General features: G+C 68.6%; 20 protein-coding genes. 13 read left to right on the top strand and 7 right to left on the bottom strand.

Features of this window, described 5'->3' with window-relative positions; all coding sequences use genetic code 11:
- The first annotated feature begins 36 nt into the window (after positions 1-36).
- From ACIPV5_RS01460 to ACIPV5_RS01435, 6 genes are all read left to right on the top strand, one after another.
- Positions 37-1,368 (top strand): ABC transporter substrate-binding protein, encoded by a 1,332-nt coding sequence (locus tag ACIPV5_RS01460; protein ID WP_053098125.1) that lies wholly within the window; start codon positions 37-39, stop codon positions 1,366-1,368.
- 63 nt (positions 1,369-1,431) lie between these two features.
- Positions 1,432-3,552 (top strand): alpha-galactosidase, encoded by a 2,121-nt coding sequence (locus ACIPV5_RS01455; protein ID WP_400339183.1) that lies wholly within the window; start codon positions 1,432-1,434, stop codon positions 3,550-3,552.
- Between the two features lie 160 nt (positions 3,553-3,712).
- The gene (gene rpmB / locus ACIPV5_RS01450) at positions 3,713-3,949 is read left to right on the top strand and encodes a 50S ribosomal protein L28 (RefSeq protein WP_042540533.1); all 237 of its coding nucleotides are present in this window, start codon (positions 3,713-3,715) and stop codon (positions 3,947-3,949) included.
- Complete coding sequence (gene rpmG, locus ACIPV5_RS01445) at positions 3,949-4,119, top strand: 50S ribosomal protein L33 (protein ID WP_017203558.1); 171 nt, start codon at positions 3,949-3,951, stop codon at positions 4,117-4,119. Before rpmB ends, rpmG begins: the two co-directional genes overlap by 1 nt.
- Before the next feature lie 3 nt (positions 4,120-4,122).
- Entirely contained in the window at positions 4,123-4,428 is a 306-nt protein-coding gene (gene rpsN, locus ACIPV5_RS01440) for a 30S ribosomal protein S14 (RefSeq protein WP_042540535.1), read from the top strand.
- 247 nt (positions 4,429-4,675) lie between these two features.
- On the top strand, positions 4,676-5,500 hold the full coding sequence (locus ACIPV5_RS01435; RefSeq protein ID WP_400339179.1) for an endonuclease domain-containing protein: 825 nt from the start codon (positions 4,676-4,678) through the stop codon (positions 5,498-5,500).
- Positions 5,501-5,641: 141 nt separating this feature from the next.
- Here the strand turns inward: ACIPV5_RS01435 and ACIPV5_RS01430 are convergent, their stop codons facing one another.
- Positions 5,642-6,469 carry an alpha/beta hydrolase gene (locus tag ACIPV5_RS01430; RefSeq protein ID WP_400339176.1) on the bottom strand — a complete coding sequence of 276 codons (828 nt, stop codon included), beginning with the start codon at positions 6,467-6,469 and terminating at the stop codon, positions 5,642-5,644.
- Between the two features lie 125 nt (positions 6,470-6,594).
- Between ACIPV5_RS01430 and ACIPV5_RS01425 the strand changes: the two genes are divergently transcribed.
- The 4 genes from ACIPV5_RS01425 to ACIPV5_RS01410 all read left to right on the top strand — a co-directional run bounded on the left by ACIPV5_RS01425 (position 6,595) and on the right by ACIPV5_RS01410 (position 10,563).
- On the top strand, positions 6,595-7,203 hold the full coding sequence (locus tag ACIPV5_RS01425) for a TetR/AcrR family transcriptional regulator (protein WP_400339173.1): 609 nt from the start codon (positions 6,595-6,597) through the stop codon (positions 7,201-7,203).
- A gap of 109 nt (positions 7,204-7,312) precedes the next feature.
- The gene (locus tag ACIPV5_RS01420) at positions 7,313-7,858 is read left to right on the top strand and encodes a helix-turn-helix domain-containing protein (protein WP_082586520.1); all 546 of its coding nucleotides are present in this window, start codon (positions 7,313-7,315) and stop codon (positions 7,856-7,858) included.
- Between the two features lie 322 nt (positions 7,859-8,180).
- Positions 8,181-8,468, top strand: a complete 288-nt coding sequence (locus tag ACIPV5_RS01415) for an HU family DNA-binding protein (protein WP_042541574.1) — start codon at positions 8,181-8,183, stop codon at positions 8,466-8,468.
- 85 nt (positions 8,469-8,553) lie between these two features.
- Positions 8,554-10,563 carry a cytochrome c oxidase assembly protein gene (locus tag ACIPV5_RS01410; protein WP_082297919.1) on the top strand — a complete coding sequence of 670 codons (2,010 nt, stop codon included), beginning with the start codon at positions 8,554-8,556 and terminating at the stop codon, positions 10,561-10,563.
- Between the two features lie 18 nt (positions 10,564-10,581).
- On the opposite strand, the gene ACIPV5_RS01405 is transcribed toward ACIPV5_RS01410, so the two are convergent.
- Positions 10,582-11,655, bottom strand: coding sequence for a hypothetical protein (locus tag ACIPV5_RS01405; RefSeq protein ID WP_400339167.1), 1,074 nt, complete (start codon positions 11,653-11,655; stop codon positions 10,582-10,584).
- Positions 11,656-11,814: 159 nt separating this feature from the next.
- Here ACIPV5_RS01405 and ACIPV5_RS01400 point away from each other — a divergent pair, with 159 nt between their 5' ends.
- Positions 11,815-13,209, top strand: coding sequence for an ATP-dependent RecD-like DNA helicase (locus tag ACIPV5_RS01400; RefSeq protein WP_400339164.1), 1,395 nt, complete (start codon positions 11,815-11,817; stop codon positions 13,207-13,209).
- A 12-nt stretch (positions 13,210-13,221) separates the two neighbouring features.
- Here the strand turns inward: ACIPV5_RS01400 and ACIPV5_RS01395 are convergent, their stop codons facing one another.
- Positions 13,222-13,869 (bottom strand): heme oxygenase (biliverdin-producing), encoded by a 648-nt coding sequence (locus tag ACIPV5_RS01395; RefSeq protein WP_053098119.1) that lies wholly within the window; start codon positions 13,867-13,869, stop codon positions 13,222-13,224.
- A 55-nt stretch (positions 13,870-13,924) separates the two neighbouring features.
- Entirely contained in the window at positions 13,925-14,248 is a 324-nt protein-coding gene (locus ACIPV5_RS01390) for a DUF2470 domain-containing protein (protein ID WP_400339160.1), read from the bottom strand.
- Between the two features lie 90 nt (positions 14,249-14,338).
- Here ACIPV5_RS01390 and ACIPV5_RS01385 point away from each other — a divergent pair, with 90 nt between their 5' ends.
- Complete coding sequence (locus ACIPV5_RS01385) at positions 14,339-15,622, top strand: serine hydrolase domain-containing protein (protein WP_400339157.1); 1,284 nt, start codon at positions 14,339-14,341, stop codon at positions 15,620-15,622.
- 45 nt (positions 15,623-15,667) lie between these two features.
- Positions 15,668-16,684, top strand: a complete 1,017-nt coding sequence (locus tag ACIPV5_RS01380; RefSeq protein ID WP_053098117.1) for a magnesium and cobalt transport protein CorA — start codon at positions 15,668-15,670, stop codon at positions 16,682-16,684.
- A gap of 204 nt (positions 16,685-16,888) precedes the next feature.
- On the opposite strand, the gene ACIPV5_RS01375 is transcribed toward ACIPV5_RS01380, so the two are convergent.
- From ACIPV5_RS01375 to ACIPV5_RS01365, 3 genes are all read right to left on the bottom strand, one after another.
- Positions 16,889-18,694 (bottom strand): sigma-70 family RNA polymerase sigma factor, encoded by a 1,806-nt coding sequence (locus tag ACIPV5_RS01375; RefSeq protein ID WP_400339154.1) that lies wholly within the window; start codon positions 18,692-18,694, stop codon positions 16,889-16,891.
- Positions 18,695-18,865: 171 nt separating this feature from the next.
- Entirely contained in the window at positions 18,866-19,090 is a 225-nt protein-coding gene (locus ACIPV5_RS01370; RefSeq protein WP_400339151.1) for a multidrug transporter, read from the bottom strand.
- Positions 19,077-20,459, bottom strand: a complete 1,383-nt coding sequence (locus ACIPV5_RS01365) for an APC family permease (protein ID WP_400339148.1) — start codon at positions 20,457-20,459, stop codon at positions 19,077-19,079. The genes ACIPV5_RS01370 and ACIPV5_RS01365 overlap by 14 nt, the downstream gene beginning before the upstream one ends.
- Between the last annotated feature and the right edge of the window lie 23 nt (positions 20,460-20,482).

The following is a 20,482-nucleotide window of genomic DNA, read 5'->3' as shown; positions in this document are numbered from 1 at the left end:
CCGCACCACCCCCATCGCATCCACGAAAGGATCGAAATGCAGCATTCGAAGATGAAGGCAGCCGCTGTCATCGCCATCTCGGCACTCGCGCTCGCCGGTTGCTCGGCGTCCGGCGGAGACAGCTCCGGCACCGGCGGTGAAGCCGCCGCGTGCACCCCGGCGGACGGCGACGTCACGCTCGAGTTCACCTCCTGGATCCCCGGCATCGAAGACGTCGTCGAGATCTGGAACGAGGCCAACCCCGAGATCCAGGTCGACGTGCAGACCGGCCCGAACGGCAACGGCGGCACGTACCAGAACTTCTTCAACCAGATCAAGGCCGGCGATGCGCCCGACCTCGGTCAGATCGAGTACGACGCGCTGCCGAACTTCCTCGTGCAGGACGGCCTCGAAGACCTCAGCGCCTGTGAAGACGTCGTCGCCGCGGAGGACCAGTTCGTCGACTGGGCCTGGGGACAGGTCACCCTCGGCACCGAGGGCGTCTACGGCGTTCCGCAGGACACTGGCCCCATGGCGCTGTTCTACCGCGCCGACCTGTTCGAGCAGAACGGCATCGCGATCCCCACCACGTGGGACGAGTACCGCGAGGCGGCCGTGAAGATCCGTGACCTCGGCGGATACATCACCAACTTCTCGCAGTCGGACATCAACCAGTTCGCCGGCTTCGCCTGGCAGGACGGCGCTCAGTGGTTCTCGAGCGACGACGAGGGCTGGACGGTGTCGCTGGCCGACGACGCGACCACCACGGTCGCCGACTTCTGGCAGAGCATGCTCGACGACGACCTCGTCGCCACGGTTCCCGCCTGGACCGACGAGTGGAACAACGCCTACAACTCCGGTCAGGTCTGGACCTGGAACTCCGCCGTCTGGGGCGCCAACTCGATCTCCAGCGGAGCCCCCGACACCGCCGGCTCCTGGGCTGTCGCACCGCTGCCGCAGTGGGAGGCCGGCGGCACCGCGGCCGGCAACTGGGGCGGGTCGTCGACCGCTGTCCTCAAGGGCAGCGAGCACGTCTACGAGGCGACGAAGTTCGCGCTGTGGCTCAACACGTCGGATGAGGCGCTGACCGCGCTCGCCGAGGCCGCCAACCTCTACCCGGCCACGACAGCCGGTCTCGAGCTGCCGGTCTACGCCGAGGGCGTCGAGTTCTACGGCGGACAGAAGATCTACGACGTCTTCGCCGACGCCGCCACCCAGGTCTCGCCCGACTTCGCGTGGGGCCCGACCATGACCCAGACCTACTCGGACGTGTCCGACGGCTTCAAGGCCGCGGTCTCGGGCAACGGCACTCTGCTCGACGCGATCGAGAAGGGCCAGACGGCGACCATCGACGCGCTCAAGGCCGCATCGATCCCCGTCACGGAGTAACACCTCTCGGAGGCCCGCCCGTATGCTCACGGGCGGGCCTCCCCCTTTTCGTCTGGAGCGGCAATGAGCGAACTCGTCCACCTGACCTCGGCCGGCGTCAGCGTCGTCATCGACACGACGAGTGCGCGACTGCTGCACTGGGGCGCGGCGCTCGACACCGCCGACCTCGACGCACTCGCGGTGTCGTCGACCGGGGCTGTGACGTTCAGCTCGTTCGACGCCTCGCGCACCTTCCCGCTGCTGGCCGTCGAAGCCGACGGATGGTCCGGCGCCCCGGCGCTCGCCTGGCACCGCGGCGGGCTGCACAGCGCTCCGCTGCTGCGCTCGACCGGGTGGAAGGCGACGGAGTCATCGCTGCGCGGGGAGTTCGCGGATGCCGCGGCCGGCGCATCCGTCGTCCTCGATCTCGAGCTGGATGCCGTCGGCGTGCTCACCGCCCAGGTGTCGGTGACGAGCACGGCGGATGCTGCCGAGCCGCTCGACCTGCTCGCCGCGCGCATCCTGCTGCCGATCCCCGCGCATGCGACAGAGGTGCTCGATCACACCGGACGCTGGACGGGCGAGCGGCGACCACAGCGAGGCGCCCTGCGCCACGGAGCGCACCTGCGTCAGGTGCGCCGCGGTCGCGGTGGCCACGACGCCCCGTACCTGACCGCGATCGGCACCGACGGGTTCGGCTTCCGGCGGGGCGAACTGTGGACCGCGCACGTCGCGTGGAGCGGGGACCTCGAAGTCGGCGTCGAGAGGCTCCCCGAGGGCGCCGGCGTTCACGGGGCGGTGCTCGGCGGGGGAGAACTGCTGCTGCCCGGCGAGATCCGGCTCGGCGCGGGGGAGACCTACGTCTCGCCGCAGGTGTTCCTCGCCTACGGCGAGAGCGGGCTCGACTCCGTGTCGGCCCGCCTGCATCAGACCGTCCGCGCGTTCTCCGCACACCCCACGACGCCGCGCCCTCTCGTGCTCAACACCTGGGAGGCCGTGTACTTCGACCACGACCCCGCGAAGATCATCGAGCTCGCCGAGGCTGCGGCATCCGTCGGCGTCGAGCGGTTCGTGCTCGACGACGGATGGTTCCGCGGACGGCCCGACGACCGATCAGGACTCGGCGACTGGTTCATCGACGACGCCAAGTGGCCGGAGGGGCTGCGGCCGCTCGCCGATCAGGTGCACGGTCTCGGGATGCAGTTCGGTCTCTGGTTCGAGCCTGAGATGGTGAACCCGGTCTCCGACCTCGCCGCGCAGCATCCGGACTGGGTGCTGCAGGCCGCGCCCGACGCGCCCACCTGGCGGCATCAGAAGGTGCTCGACCTGGCGAACCCGGATGCTGCGGCCCACCTGCTGGAGCGCATCGACGCCCTGGTCTCCGAGATCGGCATCGACTTCATCAAGTGGGACCACAACCGCGACCTGCACGCCGCGGTGTCGCCGCACACCGGCCGCGCGTCCGTGCATGCTCAGACGGCCGCCTTCTACGCCCTGCTCGACGCGCTGCGCGAGCGGCATCCCTCTCTCGAGATCGAGTCGTGCGCGAGCGGCGGAGCCCGCGTCGACCTCGGGGTGCTCCAGCGCACCCAGCGCGTCTGGGGCTCGGACTCGAACGATCCGATCGAACGGCAGCAGATCCAGCGCTGGACAGGCACTCTCGTGCCCCCGGAGGTCGTGGGGTCTCACGTCGGTCCGCCGGTCGCCGAGACGACGCATCGCGCGGCATCCCTGCCGTTCCGCATGGCCACCGCGCTGTTCGGGCACGCCGGCATCGAGTGGGACATCACGCGGTGCACGGATGACGAGCGGGAGGCGCTGGCCCGCTGGACGGCGCTCTATCGCGAGCTGCGGCCGCTGCTGCACTCCGGCGTCACCGTGCGCAGCGACGAGGTCGACGACGAGACGCTGCTGCACGGCGTCGTCACGGTCGACGGCTCCCGCGGTGTGTTCGCGTGGGTGCGGCAGGGTGCGTCGGTCGACGCGTTCACGCCGCGCACCCGCATCCCCGGACTGCAGCCCGGCGGGCGCTACCGGCTGCGGGTGCGGGACGAGCTGGGCACCGCGACGCGGCACCAGGTCTCGGATCCCGCCTGGCTGGATGCCGGGATCGAGGCGACCGGCGCGTTCTTCGAGACGGTCGGGGTGCCCCTGCCCCTGCTCGCGCCGGGGGCGGCGCTGCTGCTCGAGGTCGTCCGGGTCTGACTCGGGGTCGTGCTAAACTGACTGTTTGTCTGCGCACACTCCTGTGCGTAGTTCGCGTGCTTCCCCTTCTTCGGCCGAGAGATCGGCGATGCGGGGTGGCGCGCAGACAAGGGATCTTGGGTGAGACCGTCCGGTCTCACGGTATAGAAGGAGTCACATCATGGCAGCAGTGTGCCAGGTGACAGGAGCTGTTCCCGGCTTCGGTCACAACGTCTCGCACTCGCACCGCCGGACGAAGCGTCGCTTCGACCCGAACGTGCAGAAGAAGACCTATTTCGTCGCTTCGCTCGGTCGTAAGATCACGCTCAACGTGTCCGCCAAGGGCATCAAGGTGATCGACGTCCGCGGCATCGAGAACGTGGTCAAGGATCTCCAGGCGAAGGGTGTGAAGCTCTAATGGCCAAGAAGGCTCAGGACGTACGTCCGATCATCAAGCTGCGCTCCACGGCAGGTACGGGCTACACGTACGTGACCAAGAAGAACCGCCGCAACACCCCCGACCGCCTCGTGCTCAAGAAGTACGACCCGGTCATCCGTCAGCACGTCGAATTCCGAGAGGAGCGTTGATCAATGGCTAAGAAGAGCAAGATCGCTCGCAACGAGCAGCGCAAGGTCATCGTCGAGCGTTACGCAGAGCGTCGCGCCGAGCTGAAGAAGACCCTGGTCGACCCGAACGCCACCGACGAGGCCCGCGAGGCCGCACGCGTCGGCCTGCAGAAGCTGCCGCGCAACGCGTCGCCGGCTCGCGTGCGTTCGCGCGACGTCATCGACGGCCGCCCCCGCGGTGTCCTCACGAAGTTCGGCGTCTCGCGCGTCCGCTTCCGTGACATGGCACACCGTGGCGAGCTGCCCGGTGTCACCAAGTCCAGCTGGTAAGTCTCAGCAGACAAGCCGAAAGGGGCGAGGATCTTCGGATCCTCGCCCCTTTCGCTGTCCCCGGGCCTGCGGCGCTCGCTGCGAAGGGGATCTCTCGCTGAGAAGGGGATGCTGCGCCATTCGCTCCTTCGTTGCATGAGATCTCCTTCGCGGCAGTCGCTCTGCACAGAGGGGCCGAGTTCACGGTTCTCTACAGGGGCCGGGTGCGCGGCCTCCACGGGGGCCGACCACGGGGGAGTATCGCCTGATGGATGCGGTCACCGAGCTCGAACGTCAGGGTGGGGTCGCGCGCGTCGAGCGACTTCGGTCACTCGGGGTGAGCGCTCACACACTGCGCCGTGCGAAGGAGCTCGGTGCGGTGAGATCGATCCGTCGAGGATGGATTGCGCTGCCCGACGCCGACCCGATCGTCGTGGGCGCCGCGACTCGCGGGGTCGTCATCACCTGCGTCACCGCAGCCGAGCGCATGGGGTTGTGGGTGCCGAACGCATCGTCTGTCCACGTGGCTGCCCGCCCGAATGCCGCCCGCGTGCGGGTGCCGTCGCAGGTCGTCGTCCACTGGTCGCGCCCGGTGGTTCAGCGCGACCCCGACTCCACCGTCGACGGGCTCGTCAACACCCTCGCCGTGGTGGCGCGCTGCCAGCCGAGAGAGACCGCCCTGGTGATCTGGGAGTCGGCTCTGAACAAGGGGCTCGTCGACGAGCGTGTGCTGTCGCGATTCGAGCTGCCGCCCGCCGCCCGGGAGCTGCTCGAATCCGCCAGGCCGTTCTCGGACTCGGGTCTCGAGACGATCTTCGTGTCGAGGCTGCGGTGGTTGGGTCTTGCGATGGTGCAGCAGGCGTGGCTGCACGGACACTGTGTCGACCTCCTGATCGGCGAGCGCCTGGTGATTCAGATCGACGGAGCGACACACGTCGGAGCACAGCGGACGGCTGACATCGAGCATGACGCACAGCTCATGCTCCGTGGCTATCACGTGCTGCGGTTCGGGTACGAGCAGATCATGGCTCGCTGGCCAGAAGTGCAGGCGATCATCATGGATGCTGTCGCTCAGGGAAGGCATCTCGGCTGATGTCCTCGCTTGCAGAGAAGGAGATCTCACCCAGCGAAGGACCGAATGCCTCATCCAGTCCTTCGCTGCGCGAGATCTCCTTCGCACATCGAGGCGCTCTCGGTATCGCGGATGCGCTCCGAGGCGCCGCAGCGCCTCGCATCAGGCGACGGATGCTGTCGCGTGCTCCACCGCCCAGGTGAGCGCGTAGTCGGCGATCTCCTCCCAGCCGTCCTGGCTGACGAGACGGTGGGTGCGGCCCGCATACTCCTTGTACTCGACGATGGCGGTGCTGCCGGACGAGTGGTACTTCTTCACGATCGCGCGTCCGATGGCCGGGGGCACGACGTGGTCGATCTCGCCGGTGATGACGAGCAGCGGGGCGCGGTCGGCGCGTGCGTAGTCGACGTGGGTGACTCCGCCCTTCTCGTTGAGCACCGAGGTCACGCCCTCGAAGAAGACCTTGTTGTAGGAGTTCACGGCGTACTCCTCCCAGAGGGCGTCGGATGCTGCGCGGGGGAGGTCGTTGCCGAACGTGAAGTGGAAGTGGCGCTTCGACAGCGGCTTGGCTCCGTTGATGCCGAAGGGGTTGGAGAGGATCGGCGTTCCGGTCCACAGGGTCGAGAGGGGCAGTGCGGTGACGCCGGCGGTCTGTCCCGGGGCCACGCCCACGTAGGCGGCGCCGAGGCCGCGGTCGGCGAGCATCTGGGTGAGCACGCCGCCGAACGAGTGGCCCATGATGATCGGCTTGACCGGAAGCGCCCGGATGATGCGCTCGTAGTTGTCGGCGATCTGCTTCAGGCCGATCCCCTTGAGGGCCGACGGGTTGCGGCGGATGTCCTCGACGGAGCGGTCGTCGATCCCGGGCCATCCCGGGATGATCACCTCGTGGCCCTGCGCGCGGAACCGCTCGGCCCACGTGTCCCAGCTTTTCGGCGTCATCCAGAGTCCGTGGATCAGGACAATCGGGGTCTTGTCAGTGCTGTTCATCGTTTCTTCTCCTGTGTCTGCCCCGCCCGGTGCGAGTGCGTTACGCTGATAGTAGACCGAACGTTCTATCTAGCACAACCTATTCCCGAAAACCCGAATCGGATGACACGATGAGAGGGATCATCATGAAGACCACGACTTCCACCTCCGCTCTGACGACGGCTCCGAAGCGGCCCAGCGCAGCCCGCACCCGGCTGATCGACACCGCCACCAGGCTCTTCTACGAAGAGGGGATCCATGCGGTCGGCGTCGACCGCATCATCGATGAGGCCGCGGTCACCAGGGCGACGCTCTACAACCAGTTCGGCGGCAAGGAGAACCTCGTCCTCGCGTACCTGCGCAACGAAGACGAGATGCTCCGCGCGATGTTCGCCGACGCGGGCGAGGCGGTGACGGATCCTGCGCAGCTGGTCGACGCCGTGATCGACGGCATCGCCGCCGACATCCGCCTCCGGCACACGCGTGGCTGCCCGTTCATCAACGCGGCAGCGGAGTATCCGGATGCCGACGGTGCCGTCCGTCTGCTGATCGACGAGCACCGGGAGTGGTTCCGCTCGACGCTCCAGGCCGTCGCCGAGCAGGCCGGCCTCGAGAGCCCCGTCGATGTCGCGGCGTCCCTCGTGCTGCTGCGCGACGCCGCGCTCGTCGGCGGGTACCTCGACGGAGACGAGCGGGTCACGCCGGCGTTCGAGCGCACCGCGCGCTCGGTGGTCGCCGCCCACCGCCCGCTCTGACGCGGCGACGGGGCGGCGGATGGCGGCGGGTCGATGGCGGCCAGCTGGCGGCTGACTGGCGGCTCGGTGGCGTGGCGGCGGATCGGGGCCGCTGGAGAGCATGGAGAACATGAACACGACACGAATCACGGAACTGCGCCAGGCGCAGGGGTGGACTCAGGAACGACTGGCGACCGAGAGCGGCGTGGGACTCAGAACCGTGCAGCGCCTGGAAGCCGGACAGGATGCGAGCCTGGAGACGCTGTCTCTGGTCGCGGATGCGCTGCAGGTGCCGGTGCGGGACCTCTTCGCCACGATCGACGATGAGGCACTCAGCAGCCGGGTCGATTCGCTGCAGCAGCGCACGGATGACCAGCAGGCCGCGCGTGATCGCATCGCTCACGCCTGGACCTGGCTCTATGTCGGCATCGGCATCGTGTGCACGCTGCTGAGCTTCACGTTCTCGTATGGACTCGTGCTGTTCCTGTCCTACTGGGTGGGCGGGTACGTGATCCTCACTGCGCTGCGTCGGATCGTCCTCGAGCCCCGGCTGGACGCCCGGTATCCGTTGTCGAAGGAGACCCGCACCCGTCGTGCGAAGCGCCGCGCCGCGATGGCCTCCGCCACGGCCGACGACGCATCCCCGACCGCCACGACGACGGCCGAACCGACCTGAGACGCGTCGTCGCCCGGGCTGATCTGCGCGCGCCGAGCGAAGGAGATCTCTCTCACGCAAGGGTCCGAACGGTGATTCCGCCCCTTCGCGGCAAGAGATCTCCTTCCCACGATGAGGCCGACGGGCGCGCTGAAATCGATGCCCCACGAGTCACATTCGTCACTTCTGCCCCACGACACGCCGCCGAAAAGCCCAAAACCCGCGAAATGACGCGGAAATGTGGGTGGTGGTTGGTACATTCAAGGCGGTCACTCGACCAACGGAGGGCAGCAGCCCTCTGAACCACAACGATGCGACGGGAACCTCGTCGCTGGAGGATGACATGGCTGACAAGTCCATCACCAAGACCGAGCTCGTCGCGAGCATCGCTTCTGCCACCGGCCAGAGCCAGGCCACCGTCTCGGGTGTCCTCGACGCGCTGTTCTCCTCGGTCTCCGACGCTGTTGCCAAGGGCAGCAAGGTCTCGATCCCGGGCTGGATCTCGTTCGAGCAGGTCGCGACCGCAGCTCGCACGGGCCGCAACCCGCAGACCGGCGCCGAGATCAAGATCCCGGCCGGCCACCGCGTCAAGGTGACCGCTGGTTCCAAGCTCAAGGCTGCCGTCAAGTAAGACCGCACCTCTTCGAAGGCCGCTCCCGATCCGTCGGGGGCGGCCTTCGTGCGTCCTCCCCGGATCCGCGGCTTAGGCTGGAGGGGTGAGTGCCCGCGCCGTGCAGACCCCGACCCGCTCCGCGTATCGCGCGGCCGGAATCGGCATCCTGCTCGCGACCGGACTGATCGGCGTGATCTTCGCTCTCGTGATCGGCGGAGGCGCGGCTCCGCTGCTGCTGCAGGATCCAGGTCCCTTCGTGCGCTGGGCCACCCCCATCGTCAAGCTCGTGATGAACATCGCGGCCGCGGCGATGCTGGGTTCGCTCGTGCTGGCGCTGTTCGCCCTGCGCAGCGAGGAGAAGTCGTTCGACACGGCGCTCAACACGGCCTCGGCCGGCGCTGCCGTCTTCACGGTCACCGCCGGCATCAGCGGATTCTTCACCTTCATGGCGGCCTTCAACCCGCAGCTGAGCGCCGAGCGCGAGTTCGGTGAGCAGCTCGGACGATTCCTGCTGCAGCTGCCGCTCGGTCAGTCCTGGCTGATCACCACGATCATGGGCTCGGTGATCACCGTGCTCGCGTTCGCGTGGCGCACGTGGACGCCGACGCTCATCACGGCGATCCTCGCCGCGGCATCCTTCCTTCCGCTGGCGACGCAGGGTCACTCCGGGGAGCTCGCCGGTCACAACATCGCGGTGAACTCGATCCTGCTGCACACGATCGGCGCGGCCGTGTGGCTCGGCGGCCTGCTGCTCGTCGTGATCCTGCGCGACCGCTCGGGCGTGGGCACGGCGCAGCTGGTGAGCCGCTATTCGAGTCTCGCGATCGCCGCGTTCGCCGTCGTCGCGATCTCGGGTCTCGCCCGCTCCGTCGTCTCGTTCGGCGACATCTCGCAGCTCTGGACGCCGTACGGCACCATCCTGCTCGCGAAGGTCGTGCTCCTCGTCGGTATGGGAATGCTGGGCGCCTGGTATCGCACCCGCCTGATCCCTCGGCTCGAGGACGACGGAGCCGCGCGCTGGTTCTGGATGCTGGTGCTGTGCGAGGTCGCTCTGATGGGTCTGGCCTCGGGAGCTGCCGCCGCGCTCGCGCGCACGCCCCCGCCCACCGGCGAGGAGGCGGCGTTCGTGCAGACCCCCGCCGAGAACCTCACCCGCTCCCCGCTGCCGCCGGAGTTCACGATCGACCGCTGGTTCACGGCGTGGGACATCGACGTGCTCTGGCTGGTGGCCGCCGGGTTCGGCCTCTTCCTCTACCTCGCCGGCGTGCGCCGACTGCGGCTCCGTGGCGACCGCTGGCCGATCCACCGCACCGTGTTCTGGGTGCTGGGAATGCTGATGCTGCTCTGGGTCACGGGCGGCCCGATCAACGCGTATCAGGAGTATCTCTTCAGCGTGCACATGCTGGGGCACATGATGCTGTCGATGGCGATCCCGCTGCTGCTGGTCTCGGGGGCGCCGGTCACGCTGGCCCTTCGAGCGATCCACAAGCGCGACGACGGCACCCGCGGTGGTCGCGAATGGATCATGTGGGCCGTGCACTCGCCGTTCTCGAAGGTCGTCACCCACCCGTTCGTGGCGGCGGGCATCTTCATCCTGTCGCTGTGGGCGTTCTACTTCACCGACCTGGTGCGCTGGTCGATGTTCGAGCACCTCGGCCACGAGTGGATGGTCGCGCATTTCCTCATCTCCGGCTACCTGTTCGTGCTGAGCCTGGTCGGCGCCGACCCGGTGCCCTACCGTCTGCCCTACCCGGGGCGCCTCATCACCCTGATCGCCATCATGGCCATGCACGCCTTCTTCGGCGTCGCGATCATGATGCAGGAGGGGCTGATGGTCGCCGACTGGTTCGGGTCGATGGGGCGCACCTGGGGCCCGACGCCCATCGAGGATCAGTACATCGGCGGCGGCATCGCGTGGTCGATCGGAGAGATCCCGACCCTGATCCTCGCGATCACCGTGGCGATCCAGTGGAGCCGCAGCGACACCAAGCTGCAGAAGCGCCGCGACCGTCATGCAGACCGCACGGGCGAGGCGGAGCTCGAGGAGTACAACCAGAAGCTCGCGGCTCTCGCCGAGCGCGACCTGCGTCAGGCGGAGCGCGACGCGCGGTGACCGTGCTCCCGGCGGGCGTCAGCCCGTGGACTCCTCGTCGGGGGATCCGACCCGGATCGACACCTTGCCGTCGGGGAGGATCGTGATCGATCCGTTCACCTGGAACGGGACGTCTTCCGACCGCTCCTGAACCGAGCCGTCGAAGAGCGAGCGGATCTCGACGTCGACGTGCGCGACGGCATCCGTCGGGGGGATCTTCCAGTGTCCGCCGTCGGGCACGACGCTCACCTGCGGTTGTGCGGCGATCGACCACTTCGGCAGCGAGGCGAGGCGGTTGGAGACCTCGAGGCCGAACGGGCAGGCGGTCGGCTGCAGCACCTCCTGCGTCGTGCAGGTGGTGAGGAACTCCTCGACCCGCTGCTGCACCACCGCGACGAAGTCCGAGGTGGGCTCGGTCTGCACGTCGACGGGCGTGGTGGCGAGCGGGGTGTCGGCGAGGACGCCGATGCCCTCGGACTCCGCGATCGCAGTGTCGACGGTGACCGAGTACAGCCCCGGCGTGAAGACCAGCAGGGGAAGGGGATCGAGGGGTGCGGCCTCCGCCCCGGCGGGTGAGACCTGGCGGCGATCCATCTCGAAGCCGTTGACGGCGAACTGATCGGCACCGCGCACCGTGAGCTCGACCACGGCCAGCGGGCTCGTCGTGAAGCGCCAGTTGGGGGTGACCCCCGCCCAGCCGTCCTGCTCGACGGTGAAGGTGGTGGTGCCGGCGTGCCCGCTCGCCTCGTACGACACGGTCACCTCGGTCTTGCCGGACTCGTCGGCCTGTTCCGACTGCACCTCCACGTCGGTGAGCGGCGCGAGTGCCGAGTGACGCAGCAGCGCCTCCGACGCCGTGGCTCCGATGCCGGCGATCTCGAGGGTCTCCCGATCGATCGCGACGCCGGGCACGCGCAGAGCGTCAGCCGCTCGTCCTTCCGAGAGCAGGTCGAGGTAGCGCACGACGAACGCCGACGGCCCGTAGAACTGCTGGTACAGGGTGGCTCCACCTGCACCGAGAGCGGCGACGAGCACGAGGCCGACGACCGCGAGGAGCGCGAGATCGGCAGCGAGGCGCGAGCGCCGGGGCGCCTTCGTCTCGACCTGCTGCATGGCGTCAGTCTAGAAGCGTGGCCTGGGACGACGCCGTGCGTGAGTCGGTGTGCGTCGGCCGCGATCGCTGTGTTCCTCGGATGCCGGGCGGCGCCGCCACGTAGCATGGGGAGGCACGGTCTCGCCGTGCATTCCCGCCTCCGTCCGTGTGAGAGAACCGTGTCGCTTCCCGCCCTGTCCGAAGAGCAGCAAGAGCTGTTCCGGTTGATCGAGGACACCAGCGAGCACGTCTTCATCACCGGTCGAGCGGGCACCGGCAAGTCGACGCTGCTGCAGTACTTCTCGTGGAACACGAAGAAGCAGATCGCCATCTGCGCGCCGACCGGCGTCGCCGCGCTCAACGTCGAGGGTCAGACGATCCACTCCCTGTTCCGGCTGCCGATCGGACTGATCGGCGACTCGGACATCGATCAGAACGACAACACGCGACGGATCCTCAATGCGATCGAGACGCTCGTGATCGACGAGATCTCGATGGTCAACGCCGACCTGATGGATGCGATCGACCGTTCGCTCCGTCAGGCGCGGGGCAAGCGGGGCATCCCGTTCGGCGGAGTGCAGATCGTGATGTTCGGCGATCCGTATCAGCTGGCTCCCGTGCCGCCGCGCGGCGACGAGCTGCGCTACGTCAAGGACCACTACCGCTCGTTCTGGTTCTTCGACGCCAAGGTCTGGGCGGGTCCGGCCGGCGGTGAGGGTGACGATGACGACGGGGGACTGTTCGCCGTCGACACCCGGGCCGAGCTGCACGTGCGCGAGCTCGTGCAGATCCACCGGCAGTCGGATGACGGTTTCAAGGCGATGCTGAACGCGGTGCGGTACGGGCGGGTCACCGCGGAGATCGCGGGAGTGCTGAACACGCAGGGCGCGCGCACACCGCCGGACCCGGAGCCGGGAGAGGTGCCGATGATCACCCTCGCCACCCGCAACGACATCGTGAACACCATCAACAGCCGCCACCTCGCAGCGCTGCCCGGCAAGGAGCAGACGGCGCGCGCCGAGGTCAGCGGCGAGTTCGGGAAGGGCGAGGCGTCGCTGCCGGCCGAGTCGGAGCTCAAGCTCAAGATCGGCGCGCAGGTGATGTTCCTCCGCAACGACACCTCGATGTCGGGCGAGCCGCCGCGGTGGGTGAACGGCACGATCGGCACGGTCGTGCGGATCCTCGGAGAGATCGTGCGCGTCGAGATCGACGGCGAAGAGGTCGATGTCGAGCCCGCGGTCTGGGAGCGGTTCCGATACTCCTACGAGCCGAGCACCAAGAAGCTGAGCCGTGACGTCGTGGCCGAGTTCACCCAGTTCCCGCTGCGCCTCGCGTGGGCGGTCACGATCCACAAGTCGCAGGGCAAGACCTACGACCGCGCGATCATCGACCTCGGCTCAGGCGCCTTCGCTCCAGGGCAGACCTATGTGGCGCTGTCTCGGCTCACGTCGCTCGACGGGCTCTACCTGTCGAGGGCGCTGCGCCCGAGCGACATCCGCGTCGACGAGGATGTGCGCCGCTTCATGCGCGACGCGTGGCTCGCGGCATCCACTCCCGAGGTCGGGAAGGGCTGAGCCCGTTCGTCGTCAGGCGGCGACGCGTGCGCGGTCGAGGTCTTCGAAGAGCTCGGTGTTGAACCGGTAGGCGAGCAGGACCTCGTCGATCACGCGCTCGCGCTCGGCGTCGTCCCAGGGGGCGGAGTCGAGCTGCTCGCGGTAGACGTCCTTGAACGCCGACGGGTCGGCGATGTCGTCGAAAAGATAGAAGCCGATGCCGTTGGTCTCGAAGCCGAAGCGGCGTGCCATGACGCGTCCGATGAAGATGCCGCCCGACAGATCGCCGAGGTAGCGCGTGTAGTGATGCGCGACGAAGCCGCCGGCCCAGGTCGCCCCGACCTGGCGGATGCGCTCGACGTAGCGCTGCGTGGTCGGCAGCGCGACGATCACATCGCGCCAGTGCGCCCCGAGGAGGAACTCGAGGTCGGCCTCGAGCGCGGGCAGGCGGGTCAGCTTGTCGCTGAGGAAGACGGATGCCACGGGGTCCTGGCGCATGCGCTCGCCCGCGCCCTCGAGGGCTTCGTAGATGAAGTAGTGCTGCGCGACGAGCGCGATGTAGTCCTCGCGCGATCCTTCGCCCTTGAGCAGGTCGGACATGAAGCCGGCACCCTCGCTGCGCGAGTGCGAACCGGAGGAGCGCTCACGGAGGGCTGCGGAGAAGGAGAGGATCTCGGACATGTGCCCAGTGTAAGGGTCGCCTAACCTGAAAGGAAACCCCTCGGTGAGCCGAGCGTCATGCGTGCGGACGCGGCTCGACCCCGAGCTTCTCGCAGGCGAGAACGTAGAGCGCGACGACCTCGCGGCGCACGGCGGGGCGCTCCGTGATCGGACCGGAGGGCCAGGGGATGCGAAGCTCGGAGGCCTCGCCGGAGCGGGTGACCTTCCATACTCCGCCGTCGCCGTCGAGGTCCGTCATCACGGCGTCGGTGATCTCGTCCGACTGAGACCCTCCGGCCGGCGCGAAGGCGCGCGTGATGAGCAGATTGTCATCGGTGTGGTCGCCGTTCATGTGGCGGAGGATCGCGGAGACGACGTCGGCATCGAACGTGTGGGGCATGGTCATCACCCTAAACGGCGTTCGGTGATGCCTTTCTTTCAGGATGGGCGTTCTAGACTCGGGAGACACGTCTTCCGGGGGTCCCCTTTCATGCAGCTTCTCTCGTCGCGCACGTTCCGCGCAGCAGTGGCCGGCGCAGCCGCGCTCGGGCTCTTCCTCACCGGCTGCACGGCCGAACCGGAGTTCAGCTACCAGCCTCCGTCCCAGGTCGACGGTCCTCTGCCCGACGACACGGTCGCCGCCATGGAGGCGGCCGTCACCAACGCGCTCGCCGCATCGGGTGCCTCGGGCGCCGTCGTGGGGGTGTGGGCTCCGTGGAGCGGCAGCTGGGTCGCCGGCCTCGGCACCCAGACCCCCGGCGGCGACGAAGAGATCAGCACCGACATGTCCTTCCGGATCGCGGACATGACGCGTCTCATGACGTGCGACGTGCTCTACGGTCTGGCCGATGACGGCGTGGTCGATCTCGACGACCCCGTGCCCGACCACGTCTCGGGCGTCGCTGACATGAAGGACATCACGCTGCTCGACCTGTGCAACAGCACGAGCGGAGTCGGCTCGTCCGAGGCGACTGCGCAGGCCGCATGGTTCACCACCCCCGAGCGCGTATGGGCGCCCCTGGAGCTCGCGGCGTACGGCCTCGGCGCCCCACGCACCACTCCGAAGACGACCTACACGAACTCGGATGCCGGCTACCTGCTGCTCGGACTCGCACTCGAGCGGGCGTCCGGCCGCACGGCCTCCGAGCTGATCGCCGAGTACGTGACCCAGCCGCTCGGTCTCTCGGCGACGTCGCTGCCTTCGCCGGCCCCGGCCCCGCCCTCTGACGGACCGGTCATGAACGGGCACTACCTGACACCCGTCGAAGGCGGGTACGACTGTGCGGCCCCGGTCGACATCACCACGCTCTCGTCGAGCACCGGCTACACCGACTCCGGCGTCGTGTCGACGATCGAGGATCTCGGTCGGTACGCCCAGGCCGAAGCCGCGCAGAAGCTGCGCACGAAGGACGAGCCGAACCGCTTCGGAGCTCCCCTGCCGCAGGGGCCCCAGGCTCCCTCCTGGCTCCAGGCCACGGGCGGGGCTCTGCTCGTCGGCTCGATGGTCGGACAGGCGGGCTGGACTCCCGGGTATCAGACGTCGGCGTTCTCCGACCCCGAGACGGGCTTCACGGTCGCAGTGTCGCTGAACAACTCGACGACCGGCGCGACGACCGCGATGTACCTGGCGTGGGAGCTCGCGGCGATCGCCTCCAAGGTGCCTGCAGCCGCGGGTGAGACCGCTCCCGAGTTCGGGCTTCCGTTCACGGCCGAGCAGTATCACCAGGCCATCACGGACTCGGCGGTCGCCTGCGTCGCACCGCCGGCCGCCTAGGGCCCGGCGCACGACCGCCGCGGCATACCGACGAAGGGAACGCCGATGGCGATCATCGACAACGCGATCTACGTCGACGGTGTCCGCACCGAGAATCCGCGGAGCCTCAGTGAGACGTTCGAGGTGCTGCGCGAACGCGGCGGCATGAGCTGGATAGGTCTGTACCGGCCGAGCGAGGCCGAGATCCGCGAGGTCGCCGACGAGTTCGGCATCCACGCTCTCGTCGTCGAGGATGCGCTCTCGGGTCACCAGCGGTCGAAGCTCGAGCGGTACGGAGACGTGCTGTTCATGGTGCTGCGATCCGCCCGGTATCTGGATGCCGCGGAGGAGGTCGAGTTCGGCGAGATCCATGTGCTCGTGGGGCCCGACTTCGTGGTGACGATCCGCCACGCGGAGTCTCCCGACCTGGGGCGGGTGCGACGCCGACTCGAAGACGACCCCGGTCTGCTGAAGCTCGGTCCGGAGGCGGTGCTCTATGCGATCCTCGACGAGGTCGTCGACGAGTACGCACCCGTGCTGTCGGGACTCGAGAACGACATCGACGAGATCGAGAGCCAGCTCTTCGAGGACGAGGTCGACGCGACGCAGCGCATCTACGAACTCGGTCGTGAGGTGATCGACTTCCAGCGCGCGGTGCAGCCTCTCGCGGGCATGCTGGACTCGCTGCTGCGAGGTTCGACGAAGTACGAGGTCGACGAGGAACTGCAGCGGTACCTGCGCGACGTGCTCGACCACACCCTGCGCGTGTCGGAGCGCGCGAACACCTTCCGCACGGTGCTCGACAACGCGCTGACCGTCGAGTCCACGATCGTGGCGCGGCGGCAGAACGAGGAGATGCGGCGGATGACCGAGTTGAGCATCCGCCAGAACGACGAGGTCAAGAAGATCTCGGGCTGGGCGGCGATCCTGTTCGCCCCGACGCTCGTCGGCACGGTGTACGGCATGAACTTCGACCACATGCCCGAGCTGCATTGGACGCTCGGATACCCCATGGCGGTCGCTCTGATGCTGGCGATGGGCGTCGGGCTCTACTGGGCGTTCAAGCGCAAGGGCTGGCTGTAGGCCCCACACGGGTGCGGAAGGGAATGCGGGTGGGACTGGGGAGCAGCCCCACCCGCGAGTGCCGCGTCCGTAGGGGAACGCGAGCTCTCGGACACGAAGTCGACTCAGGTCCCCAGGGCCGGCTCCTCGTCCCACTATCAAGACGCTGACGACGCCCGTTCCTGACGCCGCAACCAATATTCCGGTCGGATCCGTGCCCGGACGTCACTTGCCGCCCGGGGTGACGACGACCGCGTACTCGGCTCCAGGACCGGTGACGCCCGACTCCGCATCGACGTATCGCAGGGTGAGCAGGTGGAATCCGAGATGGATGTCGGGGATGTAGTCGTCGGAGGTCACCTCGTCGATGGCGATGAGGTGGGGCACCACGACGCCGTCGACGGCGACCTGCACCCAGCCGCCCGGGATGCCCTCGAGAGTGACGAGCGCGTCGTCCTGGGCGCCGTCGGCGTCGGCATCCGCCCGGTCGATGTGGAGGCTCGACTGGTCACCGGAGATGACCGGCACGGGGAATGCGAGGGGGCCGACCGGCTCGCTGAGGTCCACGTCGCCGGAGGGTGAGGTGTGCTGGGCCGTGAGCGTCATGCCCTGCCTCAGTTCGCCTCCCGCGACGGAGAGCGTGAACTCACCGTCGTCGTCGACCGGCGCCTGGGCGAGGACGGATCCGAGCTCGTCGATGACGGCGACCGTGCTGCCGGGGATGCCGGTGCCGCTCACCGAGGCCGCGAGGGGACTGCTGGTGTCCCACCCGTCCGGACCGATCGCGAACACGGGCGGGATCTCGACCGGCGGGACCTCGACCGGCGGGGTCGCCACGGGGGGTCTGGTCACCGGAGGGCCCGCCGCCGGCGGTGCGGCCACCGGGGCGCTCGGCGGCTCCGGAACGGCGCGCACAGGTGTGTCCTGCCGAGTCGTCTCGACGACCGGCTGCACTGGCGGCTCCACCGGAGCAGGAATGAGCGGTGCGACAGGTGGGGGCGTCGGTGACGTGTCGTCGTCCGTCGCGGGTGTGGCACCGGGAGTCGGGGCGATGGGTCGGGCGGCGGGCCCGGACGCCTCACCACGGTCGCCGTCTGCCGCCGGTTGCGACCAGGGGCCGACCATCGCCACGGCGACCGTCGCCGCGAGGGCGACCGCGCTTCCCGCGGCGATCCCGATGGTGAGCACGCGGCGGGTCCGCAGGGCGGCGGACGGTCCGATGACGGAGGCGCTCGCTGCCGCGCCGGGCTCGAGAGCGGCGTAGGCGGCTGCCCCGGCGCTGCCGAGTGCGAGGGGCAGCAGCACGGCTCGCAGCTTCGACGAGGCCGTGTCGATGTCTCGCGCGATGATCGTGCAGCCGGCGCACCCTTCGAGATGGGATTCGAGGCGGGGGCGCTCGTGCCGACTCACCGGGCGTCGAGAGCGGCGAACGAGCCGCCCGCACGCCCAGCGACACTCCTCGGGACGGGAAGGGTCGGCGATGAGCGCATCCAGCCAGGCATGGCGGAATCCGTCGCGAGCGCGGAGAGCCAGCGCCGACACGGCATTCGGAGTCAGTCCCATCAGCGGAGCGATCTCGCGCGGCTTCATGCCCTCGACCTCGAGGTACCAGAGCAGGGTGCGGTGGTTCTCGGGCAGATTCTTGAACGCCGCCGCGAGCATCGTCTTGTCCGACAGCTGCTCGATCGCGTCGGGGGCCTCATCGGGGATCTCCTCGATGAACTCGATCGGGATGTCCTTCTGCTTGCCGCCCCACGTCGCGGCGGCGTTGCGGATGGCGGCGTAGAGATACGCCCGGAAGCCATCGGTCGGTCCGCCGCCGTTCTGCATCGCGCTGAATGTCTTCGTGAAGGCCTCGCTGACGAGGTCGTCAGGGTCGATGGAACGCGTCACTGCGCGGGCCGCGCGGAGCCCCGCCTCGGAATGGCGCTGCCACAGCACGGCGAACGCTCGGGCGTCTCCGCTCCGCGTCGCGTCGGCGAGCTCGGCATCCGACCGCGTGTCGGTGCTCGGATCTGTGGTGATGCTCATGGCGTCCCCCCGATCGTGGTGACGGGGTCCGGGTCACCGACTCCGAGACCGCGGAGGCGGTCTCGGAGTCAGCATACGCTCGGAGCTTGCTATCGAGGGGTGAGTCGTGATATATCGGAACGCTGAAGTATCGCGGGGGCGATCCCGCGCGAGTTCTCGCCGCCGCTCCGCCTACTGCTCGGGCTCGTCGTCGACCTCGACCCCGGGTCCGGGTCCCGGCCGCACGGCGGCATCGGGGAGGATGTCGATGCGGGTGTTCCCCTCGTGCTCCGAGACCTCGATGCGCGGGGCGGCATCGGCCTCGGTGGCATCAGGGGCCGCGGTCAGCTGGTCGTGGCGCTTCTCCTCGCTCGTCATGGCGTCATCGGCGTCGGGGGTGAGGTCAGGCGTGCTCATCGTTCTCCTTCGTGGTGGTGGATGACGGGGCTCCGTCGTGGTCGCGACGGTCGGAGCGGTTGCGGCCCCAGCGGGCGAGCAGGTACAGCACGGCGCCGACCGCCAGCAGGATCGCGCCGAACAGCCAGACGACCCCTCGCTGCTGGGTGAGCAGCAGGATGCACGAGGCGATGCCCAGCACCGGGATGACCGTCCAGATGCGGAAGTGATCGTGCTCGACGCGGTCACGTCGCAGCACCAGCACCGAGACGTTGACGCTGAGGAAGACGAAGAGCAGCAGCAGCACGACGGTCTCGGCGAGCGTCGCCAGATCGCCGACGAGCGTGAGTCCCATCGCGACGAGGGTCGTGGTGAGGATCGCCACCCACGGGGTCTTTCGATTCGGCAGCACCCGGCCGAGCACGGCGGGCAGCAGGTTCTGCTCGGCCATCCCGTAGGTCAGGCGGCTCACCATGATCATCGTGAGCAGTGCGCCGTTCGCCACCGCGATCAGGGCGATCAGGCTGAACAGCCAGGAGGGGATGCTGGCACCCGCGGCCTCGACGACCGACAGCAGCGGTCCGCTCGACTCCTGCAGCTCGGAAGCCGGCAGCGCGATGGAACTCGCGACACCCACGAGCACGTACACCGCACCGGCGGTGAAGAGCGCGCCGAAGAGGGCTCGCGGATAGGTGCGCCGCGGATTCTTGACCTCTTCGATCATGTTCGCCGAGGTCTCGAAGCCGACGAAGGAGTAGTAGGCGATCACCGCTCCCGACAGGACCGCCAGGGCGACGGGCGTCCCCTCGGGCGTCTGAGCCAGCCGCGAGGCGTCGCCGCCGCCGCCGACCACGAACATCCCGACCACGACGATCACGATCACGAGACCGCTCAGCTCGATCGCCGTCATCACGAGATTCGCGCCGAGCGACTCACGGATGCCGCGGGCGTTGAGTGCTCCGACGATCGCGAGGAAGACGATCGCGACCGGAATGGTCGGCAGGTCGAAGAACGTGCCGAGGTAGTCGCCGGCGAACGCGATCGCCAGGCCCGCGGCGCTCGTCACGCCGGCCGCGAGCATGCTGAACCCGACCAGGAACGAGACGACGGGGCTGTGGAAGGCGCGCTCCGCGAAGACGGATGCCCCGCCGGCGCGCGGATACTTGGTCACCAGCTCGGCGTACGACCCCGCGGTCAGCAGCGCGAGCAGGAGAGCGAGAAGCAGCGGTGCCCACAGCATCCCGCCGACCTTCTCGGACAGCACACCCATCAGGGCGTAGATGCCGGCGCCGAGCACGTCGCCCAGGATGAAGGCGAACAGCAGGGGGCCGGTGATGGCGCGACGCAGGCGAGTGGGCTCCTCCGGCGTCGTGGCGGTGTCGGAAGTCATCCCGGAACAGTACGGACAAGCGT

It is taken from the genome of Microbacterium sp. NPDC090014 (genome assembly GCF_044748285.1).
GTDB lineage: Bacteria > Actinomycetota > Actinomycetes > Actinomycetales > Microbacteriaceae > Microbacterium.
This window is presented reverse-complemented; position numbering and strand designations above follow the sequence as displayed.